The sequence below is a fragment of the Intestinimonas massiliensis (ex Afouda et al. 2020) genome, assembly GCF_900626285.1.
Lineage (GTDB): Bacteria > Bacillota > Clostridia > Oscillospirales > Oscillospiraceae > Flavonifractor > Flavonifractor massiliensis_A.
Genome location: NZ_LR131147.1, coordinates 253968 through 271984 on the forward strand (window position 1 = coordinate 253968; position 18017 = coordinate 271984).

At 54.3% G+C, this 18017-nt stretch carries 20 protein-coding genes and 1 tRNA gene; 6 read left to right on the forward strand and 15 right to left on the reverse strand.

The features are described from left to right. Positions 1-64: 64 nt before the first annotated feature. From E0E41_RS18420 to infC, 8 genes are all read right to left on the reverse strand, one after another. On the reverse strand, positions 65-241 hold the full coding sequence (locus tag E0E41_RS18420; protein WP_165450482.1) for a hypothetical protein: 177 nt from the start codon (positions 239-241) through the stop codon (positions 65-67). Positions 242-530: 289 nt separating this feature from the next. After that, complete coding sequence (locus tag E0E41_RS01250; protein WP_130868412.1) at positions 531-845, reverse strand: hypothetical protein; 315 nt, start codon at positions 843-845, stop codon at positions 531-533. A gap of 19 nt (positions 846-864) precedes the next feature. After that, positions 865-1194, reverse strand: coding sequence for a plasmid mobilization protein (locus E0E41_RS01255; protein WP_130868413.1), 330 nt, complete (start codon positions 1192-1194; stop codon positions 865-867). Positions 1195-1898: 704 nt separating this feature from the next. Next, positions 1899-2213: a PadR family transcriptional regulator gene (locus tag E0E41_RS01260; protein ID WP_130868414.1), complete on the reverse strand. Its 315-nt coding sequence runs from the start codon at positions 2211-2213 to the stop codon at positions 1899-1901. A gap of 343 nt (positions 2214-2556) precedes the next feature. Continuing rightward, entirely contained in the window at positions 2557-3063 is a 507-nt protein-coding gene (locus E0E41_RS01265; protein ID WP_130868415.1) for a DUF1700 domain-containing protein, read from the reverse strand. A gap of 391 nt (positions 3064-3454) precedes the next feature. Then, positions 3455-3811 (reverse strand): 50S ribosomal protein L20, encoded by a 357-nt coding sequence (gene rplT, locus E0E41_RS01270; protein WP_130868416.1) that lies wholly within the window; start codon positions 3809-3811, stop codon positions 3455-3457. A 40-nt stretch (positions 3812-3851) separates the two neighbouring features. Continuing rightward, positions 3852-4055 (reverse strand): 50S ribosomal protein L35, encoded by a 204-nt coding sequence (gene rpmI, locus E0E41_RS01275; RefSeq protein ID WP_087341538.1) that lies wholly within the window; start codon positions 4053-4055, stop codon positions 3852-3854. A 44-nt stretch (positions 4056-4099) separates the two neighbouring features. Beyond that, a complete protein-coding gene (gene infC, locus E0E41_RS01280) occupies positions 4100-4654 on the reverse strand; it encodes a translation initiation factor IF-3 (RefSeq protein WP_242623645.1) in 555 nt (184 codons plus the stop codon). Between the two features lie 412 nt (positions 4655-5066). Between infC and E0E41_RS01285 the strand changes: the two genes are divergently transcribed. Continuing rightward, the gene (locus tag E0E41_RS01285) at positions 5067-6854 is read left to right on the forward strand and encodes a bifunctional metallophosphatase/5'-nucleotidase (RefSeq protein ID WP_242623646.1); all 1788 of its coding nucleotides are present in this window, start codon (positions 5067-5069) and stop codon (positions 6852-6854) included. 193 nt (positions 6855-7047) lie between these two features. Continuing rightward, entirely contained in the window at positions 7048-7803 is a 756-nt protein-coding gene (gene trhA, locus E0E41_RS01290) for a PAQR family membrane homeostasis protein TrhA (RefSeq protein WP_130868419.1), read from the forward strand. Between the two features lie 41 nt (positions 7804-7844). Here trhA and trmB read toward each other — a convergent pair whose 3' ends face one another. Next, positions 7845-8528, reverse strand: a complete 684-nt coding sequence (gene trmB / locus E0E41_RS01295) for a tRNA (guanosine(46)-N7)-methyltransferase TrmB (RefSeq protein ID WP_130868420.1) — start codon at positions 8526-8528, stop codon at positions 7845-7847. Positions 8529-8659: 131 nt separating this feature from the next. Between trmB and E0E41_RS01300 the strand changes: the two genes are divergently transcribed. After that, positions 8660-8735, forward strand: a tRNA-Pro gene (locus E0E41_RS01300). A gap of 415 nt (positions 8736-9150) precedes the next feature. Here the strand turns inward: E0E41_RS01300 and E0E41_RS01305 are convergent. Together E0E41_RS01305 and E0E41_RS01310 are read right to left on the reverse strand one after the other, a co-directional pair. After that, positions 9151-9846, reverse strand: coding sequence for an IS3 family transposase (locus tag E0E41_RS01305; RefSeq protein ID WP_130868421.1), 696 nt, complete (start codon positions 9844-9846; stop codon positions 9151-9153). A 116-nt stretch (positions 9847-9962) separates the two neighbouring features. Continuing rightward, positions 9963-10301, reverse strand: coding sequence for a transposase (locus E0E41_RS01310; RefSeq protein WP_130868422.1), 339 nt, complete (start codon positions 10299-10301; stop codon positions 9963-9965). A gap of 233 nt (positions 10302-10534) precedes the next feature. On the opposite strand from E0E41_RS01310, the gene E0E41_RS01315 reads away from it, so the two are divergent. From E0E41_RS01315 to E0E41_RS01325, 3 genes are all read left to right on the forward strand, one after another. After that, complete coding sequence (locus E0E41_RS01315; RefSeq protein WP_130868423.1) at positions 10535-10756, forward strand: DUF262 domain-containing protein; 222 nt, start codon at positions 10535-10537, stop codon at positions 10754-10756. Positions 10757-10965: 209 nt separating this feature from the next. Next, positions 10966-12174, forward strand: coding sequence for an IS110 family transposase (locus E0E41_RS01320; protein ID WP_130870730.1), 1209 nt, complete (start codon positions 10966-10968; stop codon positions 12172-12174). Positions 12175-12447: 273 nt separating this feature from the next. Continuing rightward, entirely contained in the window at positions 12448-14007 is a 1560-nt protein-coding gene (locus E0E41_RS01325) for a DUF262 domain-containing protein (RefSeq protein WP_278045189.1), read from the forward strand. Positions 14008-14062: 55 nt separating this feature from the next. Here the strand turns inward: E0E41_RS01325 and E0E41_RS01330 are convergent, their stop codons facing one another. The 4 genes from E0E41_RS01330 to E0E41_RS01345 all read right to left on the reverse strand — a co-directional run bounded on the left by E0E41_RS01330 (position 14063) and on the right by E0E41_RS01345 (position 17995). Further along, positions 14063-15292, reverse strand: coding sequence for a tyrosine-type recombinase/integrase (locus tag E0E41_RS01330; RefSeq protein ID WP_130868425.1), 1230 nt, complete (start codon positions 15290-15292; stop codon positions 14063-14065). Between the two features lie 55 nt (positions 15293-15347). Beyond that, complete coding sequence (locus E0E41_RS01335; RefSeq protein ID WP_130868426.1) at positions 15348-15566, reverse strand: helix-turn-helix domain-containing protein; 219 nt, start codon at positions 15564-15566, stop codon at positions 15348-15350. A 69-nt stretch (positions 15567-15635) separates the two neighbouring features. Beyond that, positions 15636-17594: a MobP3 family relaxase gene (gene mobP3, locus E0E41_RS01340; RefSeq protein ID WP_130868427.1), complete on the reverse strand. Its 1959-nt coding sequence runs from the start codon at positions 17592-17594 to the stop codon at positions 15636-15638. Then, positions 17582-17995 carry a hypothetical protein gene (locus E0E41_RS01345; RefSeq protein WP_130868428.1) on the reverse strand — a complete coding sequence of 138 codons (414 nt, stop codon included), beginning with the start codon at positions 17993-17995 and terminating at the stop codon, positions 17582-17584. Before E0E41_RS01345 ends, mobP3 begins: the two co-directional genes overlap by 13 nt. Positions 17996-18017 lie beyond the last annotated feature (22 nt).

Sequence of the window (18017 nt, forward strand, 5' to 3'; positions counted from 1 at the left end):
CGTCAAACCGTTTCAGCGCATCGCGCCTACACAATACCCCAAAGCCTGGGGAATGTCCAGCCCTTTAGGCACACAGCTTTCCTTGCTGCGCGTCCAGGTCGATGAGGGCTTTCAGCTTGTCCTCCGGGGTGGCGCTGCCCTGTACCGGGAACACGGACACCACCTGGATGAGCTGCCCATGGGAGCGCTGAAGGCGTTCCACGGTTACCTGTTGAACTTTGCTCTTTTGTTCTTCTGACATTTTCGTTTCCTCCATCTCTGCTCTGGAAGGTTTGGCAACCTTGCCAAACCTTCCAGAGCAGCGCTTTTGACGATATCATCAAAAGCGGTCTCCCGACTCTGTGGTATATTCCGCTCCTCCCGCGGATTGCCTTTGACACTATTGTCAAAGGCGATTTTCTGCTCCTGTGACATAAAAGTGACGCTCCTGACAATTCGGCTGAAAGCGCCCAGTTTCTCTCTGGGGCCATACCTATATCCCTACGCTGGGCCTGAGAGGCCACACGGGGCCTCCTATGGCCTTACAAGGGCTATTGCTGTGTGGAGAGAAGAAAGCATTCCTCGCAAAGCTTGTCCGCCAGAAACTCCAGCTGCGCGATCTGCTCCGGGGCAAGTTCTCTGGCCCTTGGGCAGCGGGCGATCTGCCGGATGTTGGAGTAGATATGGTTCACGGCGGGATGCGGGTCCAGCTTCTGCCTGGGCATTCGGGCGTGGATCGTGTCCTTCTTGATCAGCTTGCGGAAATAAGTTGTGACCGGCAATCTGGTAATGGCCAGATAGCGGCACAGCCGCTGGTACTGTTCCTCCGTCATGCGGACGGACAGAGAACAGCTGTTGTCCCGCATGGGTAAGCGTGGCCTGTGTTTATACCGCATAGGGGTACCCCAGCTTTCGCACTTGCCAGAACCGTTCCACCACCTGGGCCAGCCGCTGGACGGAAAAGCCCAACTGCTGGGCGGTGCCGCAGCCGCTGTTGAATGCCCTGGCCACGGCGTTGATGTCCCGGCCAGCCTCATCCGCAAAGGCGATGGCCGCTCTCGTTTCCTCCTCCCGGTAGAGTATAGGGCGGTTTCGCTCCAGCTCTCTCATCAGCCAGGCGTTGGCGGATAACCCGGCAGCCCTGCTTTTCTCTTTCAGCTGGTCGTATTCCTCCTGGCTCATCCGGATGCAGGTACGGTGCGTTTGTGCGTTCATGCAGCTCCTCCTCTCGGAAGACGGCTCCAGGGCCATCCCCGGTTCTCGCACCCATCCTAACAGATAATGCGGACAGTCTGTGTCCGCATTAAAAAAGAAAAATGGGGGTCTCATGATGCACCCTGCCCTGGATTTCTTGACCTCCAGGGTGCTAACATGGACACCCTTGTACGGATTATAATGTACCCAATCATGTAGACAGTTTATTGAAAAAACGACATCCTCATGCAGGTAAAAATCGGGTCCGGCAAGGTTGCCGAACCCGATTTTCAGCGCAATGGACTGCCGCCGGAATTGCCAAATGTTCCAATGAGATCGGGTTTGACAATTTTGTCAAACCCGATCTTGCGTGGAAAATCTTCCGAAAACTTTTCGGCAACCTTGCCGGAAAGTTCCGCCCGCAGGCGGCATTGGGGTCAGGGGTTTTCCCCTGCAAGCGCGTTTTGACATCAAAACGCTATGCTTGCGTGAAACGCCCGCCCTGAAGGGCGGGCGTTTCACCGCCGCCAGGGGCGGCGAAGCCTTGCGCAGCGGAGCATGATTTGCTGCCTCACCGCACAAAGAATGGTCACACACTCAGATACACCGACGAGCGGAAGCCCCACCCGTCCGCCTCAAACCGGGCATCATCACGTATGCCAAAACCTGCGAGACCTATGTGGCCTATCTGCACAGACATCTGTCTCATGATATAATGCGGAAGATCACAAGCCCTCCAAGTGTCGCGCTACAATAGCGACCAGCGTCTTCCAATCTGCCGCCTGCTCCTCCAGTTTTTGCCAGCCTCGAGGTGTGACTCGATAGTATTTCCGGGGCGGACCGCCGGAGGTTTTACCAGAAAACTGCTCCAGAGAACCCTCCCGATGCAGGCGGCGGAGGATGGCGTAAAAACTGCTCTCCTCCACATCGGGAAAGGACTGCCGGAGCCGCTTGATGATGTCGTAGCCGTACTGCTCCTGCTTAGCCACATCGGACAGCAGGCACAGCTCCAGCGCGCCGCGTTTAAGCTGGGCGTCCATGGCGGCCTCCCTTCCGGATGAGCAGGGCGGTCAGCGCCGCACCGCCCAATCCCACGACAAGCAAGACAGCCAGCGGGATCAGCAAGGCGGAATACGGCGAGAACGGCATCGCGTCCACGTCCAGCCAGGTTGAAAACGCAAACATCCGAGACATGGAACAAAGACAGCCCATACACCAGGCCGCACCGGTCAATGGCCGGGAGCTGCCCTCCCGCCAAGTGCGCACCAGCAGCAACGCCAACATCACTAGCACCAGCAGTGAGCCCTCCTCCTTCAGCGTTCCGATGACTACGCCGATCCCGGCCCCGGCCTCGGCAGTCTGCTGTTCGGGAGGGAGCGCCTGCTACTGCGGCACAAAGACTAGCATACACCAGGCGTAGTAGCCATAAAACACTGCCCAAGCGGCCGCCGGGATGCCAAAGGCCGCAATACACCAGCGCCCAGGGTGCGGCAGATTGTCTTTTCTCACGTCCAGTTCCTTGCGCCAGCACAGCCACAGTACTGGGATAAGCAGAAACTCCACAATATAGAACCAGAAATAACCCGAGTTGGAAAATTGGAAGGTCTGCCATGTCCACCACCAGTTGAGAAACCCCGCCAGCAGCACCCACACAATGATCAGCAAGCCCAGCGGCTGCGTTCGCCGCCCGGACTCGCGCAGGATCGCCCGCGCCACCTCTGTCGGCGCGCCGAACTCCCGGCAGACCTCGGCCTCCGTTTTGCCTTCGGCCATGCGGTCGTCGAAAAAGCCGCTGTAATCCTCCACGATGGCGCGCGTCTCCCCGCTGGGCAGACGCCAGAACAGCGCCCATCTCAGCCGCCGGAGAAAGGCTTTCTTTGTCTTGTTCACCGTTGACTCCTCCTTTACACTAACTACTGTTCATAAAACATATGTTTTCCAAACAGTAGTATAGCACGCCGATGCCAACCTGTCAATCTAGACAGATTCAGACCCAAATGGAGTCGTTGAGCAATAATGGCTCACCAAAAATAAGTGTGATTTTTTGGTAGAAAAATAAAAATCATAAGAGATCTTTCTTATATCGAGAGATCATTTTTCTCAACACTTCTCAAATAGCAGGGGCGCGGACAGCCAATCGACTGTCTGCGCCCTCTTCTGATATGCGCAAGAAGAAGGGCCTGCGGATTTCCACAGACCCTTCCTCGCTGATGCGCAAAATCGGTTTTTTGTTGTCCTTTTGCGGGGGTGCCTTTCGGCAGACGCTCTTTTTGTATCTCAATTAGGCCAGCTGGGCCTTGGCCATCTCGGTCAGGGCGGTGAAGGCAGCCTTATCATTGACCGCCAGCTCAGCCAGCATCTTGCGGTTGATCTCCACGCCGGCCTTCTTCAGGCCGTTCATGAAGGTGGAATAGTTCATGCCGTTGCTCTTGCAGGCGGCGGAAATGCGGGTGATCCACAGCTGACGGAAGTCGCGCTTCTTCAGCCGGCGGCCGGTGTAAGCGTAGGTCAGGGACTTCATGACCTGCTCGTTGGCCATCTTGAAGTGCTTGCTCTTAGCGCCCCAGTAGCCCTTGGCCAGTTTCAGGATCTTATTTCTTCTCTTGCGCGTCATCATCGCGCCTTTCACTCTAGCCATTGTAAAAAGCCTCCTATTTTAAGGTAAAATCGTTCTTATCTTATTTGTAGGGGATCAAGCGCTTGATAGCGGGCTCATTGGTCTTGTCCGCGTAAGCGCCGGCGCGGAGGCCTCTCTTGCGCTTGGTGTCCTTGCCGTGGCCGTTGAGCAGGTGGGACTTGAAAGCATGGGCGCGCTTGACCTTGCCAGACTTGGTCAGGCTGAATCTCTTCTTCGCGCCGGAGTGAGTCTTCAGTTTAGGCATGGTGGTTTACTCCTTTTCTGTTCAATTCGAGCGTAGGAAACTCTTCAGGATTTTTTGCCTTCCTTGGCAACCTTGGGAGAGAGGAAAATGGACATGTGCCGTCCGTCCAGCTTGGGGTCCTTATCCAACGCGGCCACCTCACTGCACTGCTCAGCAAATTTCAGCAGCAGATCCTTGCCGATATCGGTGTGAGCCATCTCACGGCCGCGGAAGCGGACGGTGACCTTCACCCGGTTGCCCTCGGCCAGGAACTTTTGGGCGTTGCGGAGCTTCACATTGAAGTCGTTCACGTCGATACTCGGCGACATGCGGACTTCCTTGATCTCCACCACATGCTGATTCTTCCGCGCTTCCTTCTCCCGCTTGGTCTGCTCAAACTTGTACTTGCCATAATCCATGAGCTTGCACACGGGAGGATTGGCGGTGGGAGAGATCTTCACCAGGTCCAGGTTCTGCTCCACCGCGCGCTCCAGCGCCTCGTGGGCAGACATGATACCCAGCTGTTCTCCCGTTTCTGAGACCAGTCGGACTTCCTTGTCGCGGATCTCCTCGTTGATCTGATGACCCTGTTTGCTGATACGAAAGCACCTCCATTTCACATCCGCGTAAAAAAACACGGCTACCGTTTCGGTACCCGCGTCACACAACACACACGCCCCGCAAGCGGAACGTCTGCGAAACCAGATTAACCTCTTTGCCTATGGCTGGAGGTGAGGATGGGGGTACCGATCCTGCTTTGTTTTGCTCTGATAGTATAGCAGAAGCCGCATCCCTTGTCAAGAGAAAAATCTTCTCTCCTTTTCTACTTTCTTTTTAGGTCGAAATGTGGCAAACTAGAGAGGAGGAGGGAATGAAATGCGGCACTTTATATTAAAGCAACTGTCTGTTTTTTGTCTTGCGCTCTGTCTGCTGATTGCCGGACTGTCTGTTCCGGCGTCGGCTGCCCCCCCTGAGCCTGTTTATGAAAGCACGGTTCTGTTCACACACGATACCCACGACCACTTTCTCCCTATGCCGGATGATTCCGGCGGCGAGTACGGCGGTTATACCCGTCTGGCCACTCTACTGAAAGAGGCGCGGGACAAGCATCCGGATGCCCTTACCCTGGACGGTGGTGACTTCTCCATGGGCAGCCTGTTCCAGACCATTTATACCACCCACGCTCCTGAGCTGCGGGCGCTTGGCGCTATGGGTTATGATGTTACCACCCTGGGTAACCATGAGTTTGACTACCGGGCCAAGGGCCTGGCGAATATGCTCAATGCGGCCGTGGACAGCGGTACTTCCCTGCCCGCCATTGTCCAGGCTAACTATAAGCCCCCGGAATCCGACACTGTCTCCTGGGACGCCTGGAACCGGTACGGGATTCAGGATTACGTGATTATTGAGCGCGGCGGAGTTAACTATGGCATTTTTGGCCTGATGGGCGAAGAGGCTGACAGCAATGCCCCTATGTCCGGCATGGAGTTTGAACCCATCGCAGATGCCGCCAAACGCACAGTTGACGCCATTCAGGCGGAGCTGGCCGGCAGCTCTAACCCGGCCTTTATCATTTGCCTCTCCCACAGCGGCACCAACGGCAAGGGGAAAGGGGAAGATTACGAACTGGCCAAACAGGTGGAGGGCATTGATCTGATCATCTCCGGCCATAGCCACACCACGCTGGAGGAACCTGTCCAGGTGAATGACACCCTCATCGTCTCCGCCGGAGAGTACACCACTTATCTGGGGTCACTCACCGTCTCCTGGCTTCAGGATGGCGAAAAACTGGGCTGGGACTATCAGCTCATCCCCGTGGACGAGACCGTGAACGAAGACCCCGGTATGGTCCAGCTGGTCAACACCTTCCAGCCACTGGTGGAGAGTGAATATCTGGATCAGTATGACATGAAATTCGACCAGGTGCTGGCTACCACAGACTTTGCCTTCACTCCTATCGGCCAGTTTGCCTCAGAACAGCGGGAGGACCCGCTAGGCAATCTGATCGCCGATTCCTACATCTACGCCGTCCAGCAGGCTGAGGGGGATGACTATGTCCCTGTAGATTTCGCCGTGGTTGCCTCCGGTGTGATCCGGGGCTCCTTCGCCGCAGGCGAGATCACTACCTCCGATGCGTTTAATGTCTCCTCCCTGGGCTCTGGTGCCGACGGCACACCCGGCTATCCCCTGATTTCCGTCTGGATCACTGGTAAGGAGCTGAGAGACGCCTTTGAGGTAGACGCGTCCGTCACCCCCCTTATGTCTGCCGCACAGCTTTACGGCTCCGGTATGACCTGGACCTGGAATCCCCACCGGATCATCTTCAACAAGGTGACCGACTGTGCTCAGGTACTGTCTGACGGCACTACCGTCCCGCTGGAGGACGACAAGCTCTACCGTGTCGTTACCGGCCTGTACTCCGGCCAGATGCTGGGCACGGTAAATGACCAGTCCTTCGGAATTCTGACCATAACGCCCAAGGATGCCGAGGGCAATGAGATCACCGATTTCGAGGATTACATCATCTATAACGCGGACGGCACCGAGGTCAAGGAGTGGTACGCCCTGGCCTCTTATCTGAAATCCATGGGTACGGTGGATGCCCGCTACGCCGCTCCGGAAGGCCGCAAGGTGGAAGCAGCCTCCTGGAACCCCATCAGCCTGCTGAAAGGTCTGAACCTGATCGGCGGCCTGGTCCTGCTGATCGTTCTGCTCTTTATTCTCCTGATCATTTTTATCATCTACCGGATCGCAACCCGTTCCCGCCGCCGCGGCAGCCGCCGCAGAGGCGGACGCGGCTACCGTCCTTATCGCGGATAGTCATTATAAAGCCGGGCTGACAGAGCGTTTGTTCTGTCGGCCCGGTTTTTTTCTGCCTGTTTGGGCAAACTGTCTTTTAAATGCTGCTGTCCTCTGCACAAGTTTGAATATAATTTTTAATATTATATCAAAATATGTTATTGATTTTATATCGCGGTATATGCTATACTAAGAGCAAGGTAAGGTGATAACCATGAATTCAGAACGCGCACTTCCCTATCAGCCTGTTTCTCTCCCCTATTCCCTGCCCGCCCGGCCTGTCCGGCGGAAGGTGCGGGAAAAGGACCGGGATCCCTATGACGGTCTGCGGCCCTGGTCGGCCATCACCCACGGAGCGGGGGCTGTGCTGGCTGCCGTCGGGACCGCTCTGCTGCTGGTCCGATGTGCTGTGCTGGACCTGAGCATGTGGCACGTGGTCTCCTTCCTCATCTATGGGTTAAGCATGGTCGGTCTCTATACCGCCAGTACCTTATATCATTGCCGCAATGTGAGTGTCAAGGGGCGCATCGCGCTTAAGAAATATGACCATGCCTCCATCTACTTCCTGATTTCCGGCACCTATACTCCCATGTGCCTGGTCGTTCTGCGGGAATATGGTGCCTGGGGCTGGGGCCTGTTCGGCGTGATCTGGGGGCTGGCTTTAGCCGGGCTGGTGCTGACTCTGGTGTGGATCACCGCTCCCCGCTGGCTCACCGCCGGAATTTATATCGCTATGGGCTGGCTGGCCGTGGTCGCCATCATTCCCCTGCTGCATTGCCTGCCCGCCGCAGGCTTCTTCTGGGTACTGGGCGGCGGCATCCTTTACACCATCGGCGGTGTGCTCTATGCCGTCAAGTGGCCTGGGCGGGATAATCCCCGGTTCGGCTGCCATGAGATCTTCCACCTCTTCATCCTGCTCGGTTCTCTTTTTCACTTCATGCTGATGTATCAGGTAGTAGCTTTTCTGTAAAGAGTAAATGCGCTCCCATTCACAATGAATGGGAGCGCATTTTATTCTGCTTCCACAGGGGCAGTGTCCTCCTCTTCCCTGTCCCGCTCCGGCTCCATCGTTGCCTCACAGCGGTTGATTGGGGTACCAAGATTGTGGAACTTCTCCTCATAATCGGTCATCACACCGCAGATTCCATTGGCGTGCAAATCCCGCGTGACTGCGTTCAGAGAAAAGGACACTTCGGGGAATTGCAGCAGCGACCATTCGAACAGATCCCGATTGTCCGTCTTGAAATGGATCGCGCCGCCTTCTGCCAGAACCTGACGGTAGAGCCGCAGGAAATTGGGATGAGTCAAGCGCCGCTTGGCGTGTCGGTTGCCTGGCCACGGATCACAGAAGTTGATATAGATGCGGTCCACCTCTCCAGGCGAAAAAAACGTGGGAAGCTGTGCCGCGTCTCCATCCACAAAAAACACATTGTGCAGGTCCAGTGCGCATACCCGCTCCATTGCGATCACCATAGCATCGGGTACTCGCTCTACCGCGATAAACAGTGTGTTTGGCATGCTGGCCACCGTTTCCGCAGTAAACCTTCCCTTTCCGCAGCCCAGCTCTAAGTGCAGTGCTTCCGCCTCCGGCATCAGTTCCCGCCAGTGTCCCCGATGCTCTTCCGGATCGGTAATCCAGACCCGGGCGCAGCGCTCCATCCGCGGAATCAAATTGGGCTTCTTCCTCATTCGCATATCACGGTCACCTCGTAGGTGTCATCATAACATATTTATTTGTCCTCTTGCAATCCCTGAATAGATATATTATAATCCTTTTTACAGTTGCCTTTGGGAGAAACCGCCCGGGCAGTTCCACAATTTTATATCGGGGTGTTGCGCAGTTGGTAGCGCGCCTGCTTTGGGAGCAGGAGGCCCGGGGTTCGAGTCCCCGCACTCCGACCACTTTTCGCAGAAAAACCGCCTGAAAAGGCGGTTTTTCTGCGTTTTTTGTTCTATTTTTGCGGTTTGGACGATTGCTGTTCAGCGGTGGTTCAAGGGGCAGAAAAACGGTGGGAACATGATTGAGGATTGCGGCTGAAACCGTCAAATCCCTAACCCATCCCTTATAATGGTTCCCTTGTCAAGACCACTGATTGAAATTTTATCGTGAACACAAACTGACTTTGGGGGTGCCCGAGCCGCCGGATTTGCAGGGAGCAACAGCCAGCCGCCTGCGTGAGCAGGTTGCTTTGACGGGAGGCGTTCGGCCTGTTACACTGGCCTGCCGTGCGAGGGGATCGCTTTTGTATTCTGACTCCGTCGCACCCTCGCCACTGTTGGCTGCAACAGGCCGGGCGTATCCTGTCAAGGCCGGCGGTCAGGCAACGCAGAAGCTTGCACCATAGACCTCATCAGGCGTGGCATAGCCCAGCGCTTCATGGGGGCGCAGACAGTTATAATCTTCCACATAGCCTCGGATGGACTGCCGTAGCTGCCGTGGCGAGGTAAATTCATTGACATAAATCAGCTCTGTTTTCAGGCTTCGGAACCACCGCTCAATCATAATGTTATCTGCCCACCTGGACTTCCCGTCCATGCTCTGGCGGATACACAGCTGCTTCAGAAGGTGCTTATATTCGCTGCTGGTAAACTGACTGCCCTGATCAGAGTTGAGGATAGCCGGTGCGCCAAATCTGTTCCCAGCATCCCGTACCGCCTCCAGGACAGGTTGTACACCCAGGGTATCAGAGAGATTCCAACCCACAATCTTCCTGCTGTACCAGTCGATGATGGCCGTGAGATACATATGGCTACGGTGGAGCTTGATGTAAGTGATGTCGATAGACCACACCTGGTTTGGGAACGAAATAGTCTTGTTACGTAGCAAATACGGCACAATTGCATCCTGAAAGTTGCGCTTTGACAGGTTGACCTTGGGATAAATGGCCCAGATGCCCATCTCCTGCATCAGGCGCCGCACCAATTTCCTGCCCGCTGGAAAGCCCTCTTCCCGCAGCTTTACCGTCAGCTTTCGGCTGCCCATGGCCGGCAGCATGGTGTGCCAATAGTCCAAGCCGGGCCATCATTGCCTCCCGCAGCAGTTGTTTCTCCTCATTGGGCTGCGGGGGCGGGGCATAGACCGAGGAGTGGTTGATGTGCAGCAGCTCACACTGCCGGCGCACCGACAGCTCAAAGGTGTTTTTCCGGATCAAACTCCGGGATGGGCTGCCCGACTGCGCGAAAGCAATCCTGAAGGAAATTACGTTCGATCGTCAGCTGACCAATGGTTTTCAGCATCTTGTCCCGCTCCTTCTTGACAGCGGCCTCCTTTCTTTTTGCCTCCCGCTCTGCTTTGCCCCGCTCTTCGAACACGCTGGACGCATGCTCCAGAAATTCCGCTTTCCAGTTGCGGAGCATGTTGGGATTCAGGTTGTGTTCTGCGGCAATGGCCCCCAGTTCCCGCTCCCCACGGAGCACCTCCAGGACCAACTTTGTTTTGAATTCAGGTGCGTACTTTCCTCGTGACATAGCTCTATCTTCTCCTTTGCTTTTAGCTTACCATGTTCACGATTATTTTGAAAGTCGTGGTCTGTTTTCTGGGGACCATTATACCTAACGGCAATATATCACACTTTTCGGTGTATGATAGTCGATTATCATGTTGCTTTCATAATAGTTACATGATAGCATAAAGACAAGACTGTCGTATTATGCTGATAGACCGATAGTCTATACAGGAGTGTTTTGCAAGGAGTTTCGGTATGGATGCACATAAAGCAATTATCACAAATATTTTCAATAACTCCACGCTTATAGAAGTGCCCTTCTTCCAGCGGTCCTATGTTTGGAAAGAAGATCTTTGGGCTCGGATGATTGAAGATATGGAGTACATCGTTAAGACAAATAAGCCTCACTTCTATTACAATAAATTTGGACAGGAAAGCCGGGCAGCCAGTCCGGCTTTCCCTCCATCTCGTGCCTAAGCTACAATAAGAGGAGCAACTGGCTGACCACTCACTCCTTGGGCTTGTAAGTCCGTACGAAAGACTGTCAGCCATCCTCTTGTTGTAGCGTTCGATTTCAGCAGGTTGAGCCACCGGATGCCGGGGAGTTCGCGTCACCCAATAGATTGAATCGGCAACGAGAAAAGATGGATTCCGGTTGCAGATTCTTTAGTATTGGAGGAATGTGGATGAACAGCGTTGGCATCGATGTTTCCAAAGGGAAAAGCATGATCGCCGTCATGCGCCCCTTCGGTGAGGTGGTGGTTTCACCCTTTGAAGTGCGACACACCGCCAATGAACTGAACGAACTGGCAGGGCTGCTCAAAAGTTTGGACGGTGAGACCCGTGTGGTGATGGAATCCACGGGTAATTACCACGCGCCGGTGGCCTGGCTGCTCCACGACGCGGGACTTTATGTCTCCGTAGTCAATGCAATGCTGGTGCATGACTATGGGAACAACAGTTTAAGACGAGGCAAGACTGACAAGAAGGACGCCGTGAAACTGGCCAACTACGGCCTTGACCACTGGCTCACACTACCGAAATATGTCCCGGAGGAGGACACCCGGCTCATGCTGAAGACCTGCTACCGGCAGTACCAGCAGTATTCCAAAGTACGGACCATGCTGAAGAACAACCTAATCTCCCTGCTGGACACCGCTTTCCCTGATGCAAACCGCCTGTTTACCAGTCCACCCCGCGCCGATGGCAGCGAGAAGTGGGTGGATTTTGTAGCCGCTTTTTGGCATTGTGAGTGTGTCTGTGGTTTGTCTAAAAAGGCCTTTACCACCCAATACCAGAAGTGGTGCAGAAAGCACGGCTACAATTTTAGCGAGGATAAGGCACTGGACATATACGCCTCTGCATGTGGACACTTCGGTGTCATGCCGAAAACGGATACGGCAAAACTTTTGGTAGAACAGGCTGTTTCCCAACTCCGGGCAACTTCCGCCGCGTTAGCTGCTCTCAAGCAGGAGATGCAGTCCCTGGCCGTTTCTCTACCGGAGTATCCTGTGGTGATGGAGATGTTTGGTGTTGGCCCAACCCTCGGCCCCCAACTCATAGCTGAAATTGGCGATGTACGCCGTTTTCATTCCAAGAAAGCGCTGGTGGCCTTTGCAGGCATTGACGCCCCACCTTACCAATCTGGACAAGTGGATGTCCGTAGCCGTAACATTTCCAAGAGAGGATCTGCCTCACTGCGAAGGACGCTCTTTCTGGTGATGGGGGTCCTCCTGCAATGCGCTCCAATGGATGAGCCGGTCTACCAGTTCATGAACAAGAAACGCTCTGAAGGTAAGCCCTACCGTGTCTACATGATGGCCTCCGCCAACAAGTTCCTGCGCATCTACTACGCTTCTGTGAAAGCCTACCTGGATTCTCTGGAGCATGGCTGATTTCCCAGCTCTATACTGTCTGGCTGACCGCCATTTTTTGAAATGCACAGCGGTTTAATTTGGTGCACCCTTTTCCTTTGCTCGTTTCCTTTGAAAGTTTTACTTGACTTTTGTTAGCAGGTCTTNGAGCATGGCTGATTTCCCAGCTCTATACTGTCTGGCTGACCGCCATTTTTTGAAATGCACAGCGGTTTAATTTGGTGCACCCTTTTCCTTTGCTCGTTTCCTTTGAAAGTTTTACTTGACTTTTGTTAGCAGGTCTTTGGATCTATCATACTGAAGGAAGGCCGCAGACCACATCCTGGCGAAAATTTTACTGACTGCAGAACGATTGTAGATGGGCAGCAGCGACTGACAACCTTTCTTCTTTTTATGAAAGTTCTGTGTTTGAAACTCGGCCAATCTACGACTTTTGATTGCCAGTTTAGAATTATGGGGCAGTCAATTGCTTTGCGCCACGGAAGAAATGATATTGAAGCTTTCGAAAGAGTTATGGCTTCTACATCCGCAGATAAAATAGATAACCCTGCGCCTCAGTCCAGAATTATTGAAGCGTATAATTACTTTGTTGACCATATTGATGAAAATAAGCTCAACATTATGACGGTCATGATGAACGCCCAATTCGTGCGAATTGATTTGAATGCAGATGAGGACGAGCAGCAAATTTTTAACACAATCAATTCTCTTGGCGTTAATTTGACAACCTCGGAGCTGCTGAAAAACTACTTTTTCAGCAGAGATACCATTAGCGAATACGAGGCAAAATGGGCCTCTGTTTTTGAAAAAGATGATGATGCAAAATCCTATTGGGATACCGAGATTGAAACTGGCCGAATGAAGCGTGCCATCATTGATATCTTTTTTGATTCTTTCTTCCAGATTTTTATTCAGAACAAGCGATACAATATCAGCAATGACGATAAGATCATGTACGCCAGAGTTGATAGTTTGGCACAATCCTATCAGCATTTTATCGACCATTATTGCGGTGGAGACAAAAGCGTTATACTTAGCCAAATGAAGGATTATGCCATCTGTTTTCGAACCATATTTAGTCCAGGCATCTGTGGGGTAAGCGTTCCGGGCACATTTGGTATTGAGCGTCTAAATGTGATAATCTTTGGTTTAAAGACATCTACGCTCATTCCCTATACACTGTATATCGCCAAGAATGTGTATAGCGAGGATGAACGAAATGCCATGTATGGCATCCTGGAAAGCTACATCATGCGCAGAATGGTCGTTCATTCACTAACAAAAAACTATAACAACCTGTTCACTTCTTTGATTCGCAATGAGGTTTTAGATGCCGCTTCTTTGGTAGCCAAGCTCCACAGCGGAAATGACGCAACAACATATATTCCTACTAATGAGGAGTTATTGGACGGGTTCCAAAAATCTAAGCTGACCAACCTGCAAACCAGAGGTATTCTTTACCTCATCGAAAGCTATATCCGCCCTGCAAACAGTGCAACTTTACTTCTTGGTTTTGATGGGTATAGCTTAGAGCATCTCATGCCAAAGAAATGGAGAAACAACTGGTCCGCCTGCGCCTCAGATGAAATTGCAAAGCAAAGAGATTCAAAGCTACTCACATTAGGAAATCTTGCAATCATTCCTCAATCGCTAAATGCGTCAATACGAGATAGCGATTGGACTACAAAAAAGTCCGGAAAAGGTGCAAATAAGCCAGGACTTGAAGCCTGCGCCAAGGGCCTGGTTACCTTAAACGCTGTTTTATTGGAAGACGAATGGACAGAGGAAAAAATCGACGCCAGAGCTAAATGGCTGTATGAGATAGCAGAAACCCTTTGGAATATTAAGTCCTAAAACAAAGCATAGCGCCAAGGGATGGTAATATCTCCTTTGGCGCTATGCTTGTTTCTTATCCTACTCTCTCGAACGGTATCACCTTGCACCGGCTCCCCTCCGGCGGGTCGGGCGGCTCCGGTTCCGTCTTGGCCGTGGCTGTTTCCATGAAGCCACCGATCTTCTCCGCCGCACCTCTCTGCATATCACTGGTGATGTGTGTATAGGTGTCAAGAGTGAACCCGGCGCTATAGTGGCCCAGCATACTGGACAGGGTCTTTACATCCACGCCGCTGGAGAGGGCCATCGTGGCGAAAGTATGGCGCAGATCATGGAAGCGAACACGCTCCTCAATGCCCGCCTTTGCCAGCAGCTTCCGGTTAATCCTGGACACTGCGTCCGGGCTCCAGTAGCCGCCGGTGCGGGGCGACGGGAACAGAAGGGGGTTGTCCGGGTGCTGTTCATGCTCCTTCACCAGCATATCCACGGCCTGCTGGGACAGCGCCACCTTGCGGACAGAGTTCTTGGTTTTCGGCTCCGTCACCACCAGCTCCCCATCGATGCGGGTGACCTGCTTGCTTACCGAGAGGATGCGGTCCTTCACATTCAGGTCGTCCCACCGGAGGGCCAGCAGTTCCCCCCGCCGCAGGCCACTCGATAACTCCAGGAAGAACATGGGCAGGACGCCGTACTTCTCCGCCTCGCTGAGATATACCCCCAACTTCTCCGGCGGAATGATGGCCATCTCCTTTTTCTCCTTGGGCGGGATGCGGCAGTTGTCGCAGGGGTTGTAGGGAATGATCCGCTCCTTGACTGCCTGCTTCAGCGCCGAGGAGAGCACCATGTGGATGCGCCGCACCGTGCTGCCGGACAATTCTGTGTTGGTCTGCGTCTCGAACCGCTGCACCCGCCCGCTGGTCTTGGAATCGTTGTACATCTTCTGGATCTGGATGGCGGCGAGCCGCTTAAGCTTGACTCCTCCGATGGCCGGCACGATGTGGTTTTCGATGCTGTTCTTGTAGGTCTTGGCGGTGTTGGGCCGGATCACCGGCTTGCTGTAGGTTTCAAACCACAGCCGGCACCACTCCGCCACGGTGTAGTCCTCGTCGTGGTTCACCGGGATGCCCCGGTTGTCCCGGATGGCCCGATCCAGCTTCTCCTTGCACTCTGCCCGTGTCTTGGCGGATACACTTTTCTGGATGGCCCGGCCGGTGGCGGGATCAATCCCCAAGGTGTATCGGCCCTCCCAGCGGCCGTTGGGCTTTCTGCGGATGCTGCCCTCGCCGTTTGCCCGTTTCTTTGCCATTGCTCATCCCTCCTTGGCAACACAAACAAATACCACAGAATCTTTGAAATAGCCACTAAAATATTTCCGTCTTTTTGGCCGACTGCTCCTCAATCCACGCCATGAACTTATCACGGGGGACGATGATCCGGCTACCCAGGGTGATGGTGGGAAAATCCTGCCGGTGGGCCACCTCATAGGCGTGGGCCAGCCCAATACCCAGCACATCGGCCACATCCTGTACGGTCAGCATCAGGGGGAGTTCACTAAAAGAGTTATATTTGGATCGCTTCATTAGATTCCTTTCTACCCTTCTCGTGGAAGGGATTTTATTCTTTGTTTTGCGGCTCATTTTCTGCGCCGCTTACATGGTCATACCGCCCATGCTCTGCTCCTCTACATGGTCATCCGGCCTGTGGCCCAGGGCGATCCGCTTTTCCTGGAGCGCCTGAAGCCGTTTGTGGTCAATGTGCAGCCCGGTGCTTGTGGAATCCTCCGGCACATTGTCCCGGAAGATGTTGCCCATGTGATGGAGCAGCTGCGTGACAGAGAGCAGAAGGCCGGGCGGCCCAGGCTGGCCCTGTTCCATGCGTTCCTTGAAAAACTGTGCATAGGTGTGGCCCTGTATTGCCGCAGCCTGGAACCATCCATAGGCAACCTCCCGATCCTGTTCCACCCCCTCCCCCATCAGGTACAGCTTGCCCAGCAGATACTGCGCCCAGGGGTTCTGTGCCTCTGCAGCCTGCCGGAAATACTCCGCCGCCCTATCCGCATTTTTAAGTACCTGCTCACCCATCAGATGCTCCTTGCCCAGGGCGTAGGCGGCGTAGTCGTTCCCGTTTTGCGCCGCCGCATTCAGCCATCGGATGCCCTCACTGGGATCGTGTACGTCGGGATCGTCAGAGAGAAGCAGTTTGCCAATCGCATATTGAGCCTGGGGCAGTTCACGCTTCGCCGCCTGCTCCAGCCAGTGTCTGGCCTTCTCTGCATCCGGGATCAGCAGCCCACCGTCCCGGTACAGCTGGCCCAGGAAGGTTTGGGCATAGGGATCACCCATCTCCGCCAGCAGCTCCAGCCTCTCGGTGGCCTCGTCCCGTTCTTCCAACGGGAACGCCTCATTTTCAACAATTCTCCACAGCTCCCGGCATGTCCAGGTGAGCGTCCGCTCATCCACCCAGTCACCGTTGTCCTCCATATCTCTGTCCTCGAAAGAGATATGGTTCAGCCGGACGTGCTCGGCCTCCTGAATCACCGTATTCTTGATGGCGCAGAACTCTTTCTGCTCAGAGAGCAGCGGGCGCTGCCGTTCTCTCTCGGAGTAGAAGTCATTCACTTTGCATTGCAGCTCCCACCACTTCTGGTAGCACCTATCCACAACAGGTAGGTGTTCCATCTGGTTTACGATCTCATCGACCTGTCGCTTTATCTGCTTTGGAAGATAGCCATAGGACTTCTTGCCCTTTACCCCTCCAAGCTGCTGGGCAAGATTCAAGATCATCTGCTCGATTTGCGGATGCTCACAGACCGACTCACCCATCTGCCGGGACAGCTCCAGCATGGCCTTCCGGGTCTCCCGCACCAGTTCGTCCCGGCTTTCAGACTTCTGCTCATAGAGGTGGAGCATCTCCTGCTTAAAGATCTGATTGGTGAGGGCTGACTTGATCTGCCGGATGCCGTCCCTGGACAGGTAGGCCTGTCCAGGGTTCGCCGACCACGCCATCATGTGCACGTGGGGGTGTTCCCCTTCATCGTGGAAGGCAGCGTACCACCGGAAGTCCTGGGGCTTGATATTCATAGCGGCGGCGATGTCGTTGCGGTGTGTGCGCAGGAGGGAACGCCACGCCTGGGCGTTGTCATAGCCTAGACGGGTGGCGTCCTCCCGGTGGAGAGAGATGATGTGTGTCCACACATTTCCGGTGTAGTGCTCCAGCTCCGACATGGCCTTGTCCAGATTCACACTGTCCTCGTCACCGAACAGCCCGTGGTCACCCAGCCGCTCCGCTCTGGGACGGGTGGCGATGTACCTGGCGTAGCCCTCCGAGGATTGAACCTGGGACCAGTTCTCCTCCAGCGCCAGCGCAATGAGAGACGAGGCGTTGGCTTTGGTGGGGTGCTGCGTATAGCTTTCATACTCCAGCAGATCTTTTGTATCAGGAAAATCTTTCACCAGTTTTGTGATGAGCTGCTCCTGCTTGCGTGTGGGCGGGCGGTCATCCGGGATAATCTCCACCCGCTCCCGCGTTGCGATGTACTTCATGTATCCGCCTGCGCTCTGTCCGCCGCCGCACTTGATATACGGGCTCTTGACGATCAGTCTTGCCATGGATCATCCTCCAGCTCCCGCAGCTTCTGTACCAGCGACACCTTGCCGTTGGTCTTCTTCACGTTGGCCACACTCTCCGCCCGCTGACGGCGCAGCTCTTCCTCGCTCACGTTGACACACTTGAACAGCATACTCAGTCCCATGTCCAGCTCTACCGTCTGTTTGAAGAGCAACGACGCCATGCGGTTCTCCATCTGATCCAGCCTGCCGTCCAGATAGGACTGGACGGCAGATGGCAGGAACAATCCGGAGTTGTTGGCGCTGAGGTAATCCAGATAAAAGTCGATGGCGTTCTCGATGAATCCGGTGATGCTCCGGCTGCCGTCTTCCGTATATCTCCGCTCCAGGGCCGCCTTTTTCTCCGGCGACAGGTAGAGGGGGAATTTCTCTTTTTTGCTCATCATGGCCTCCTTTCCGGGGCTT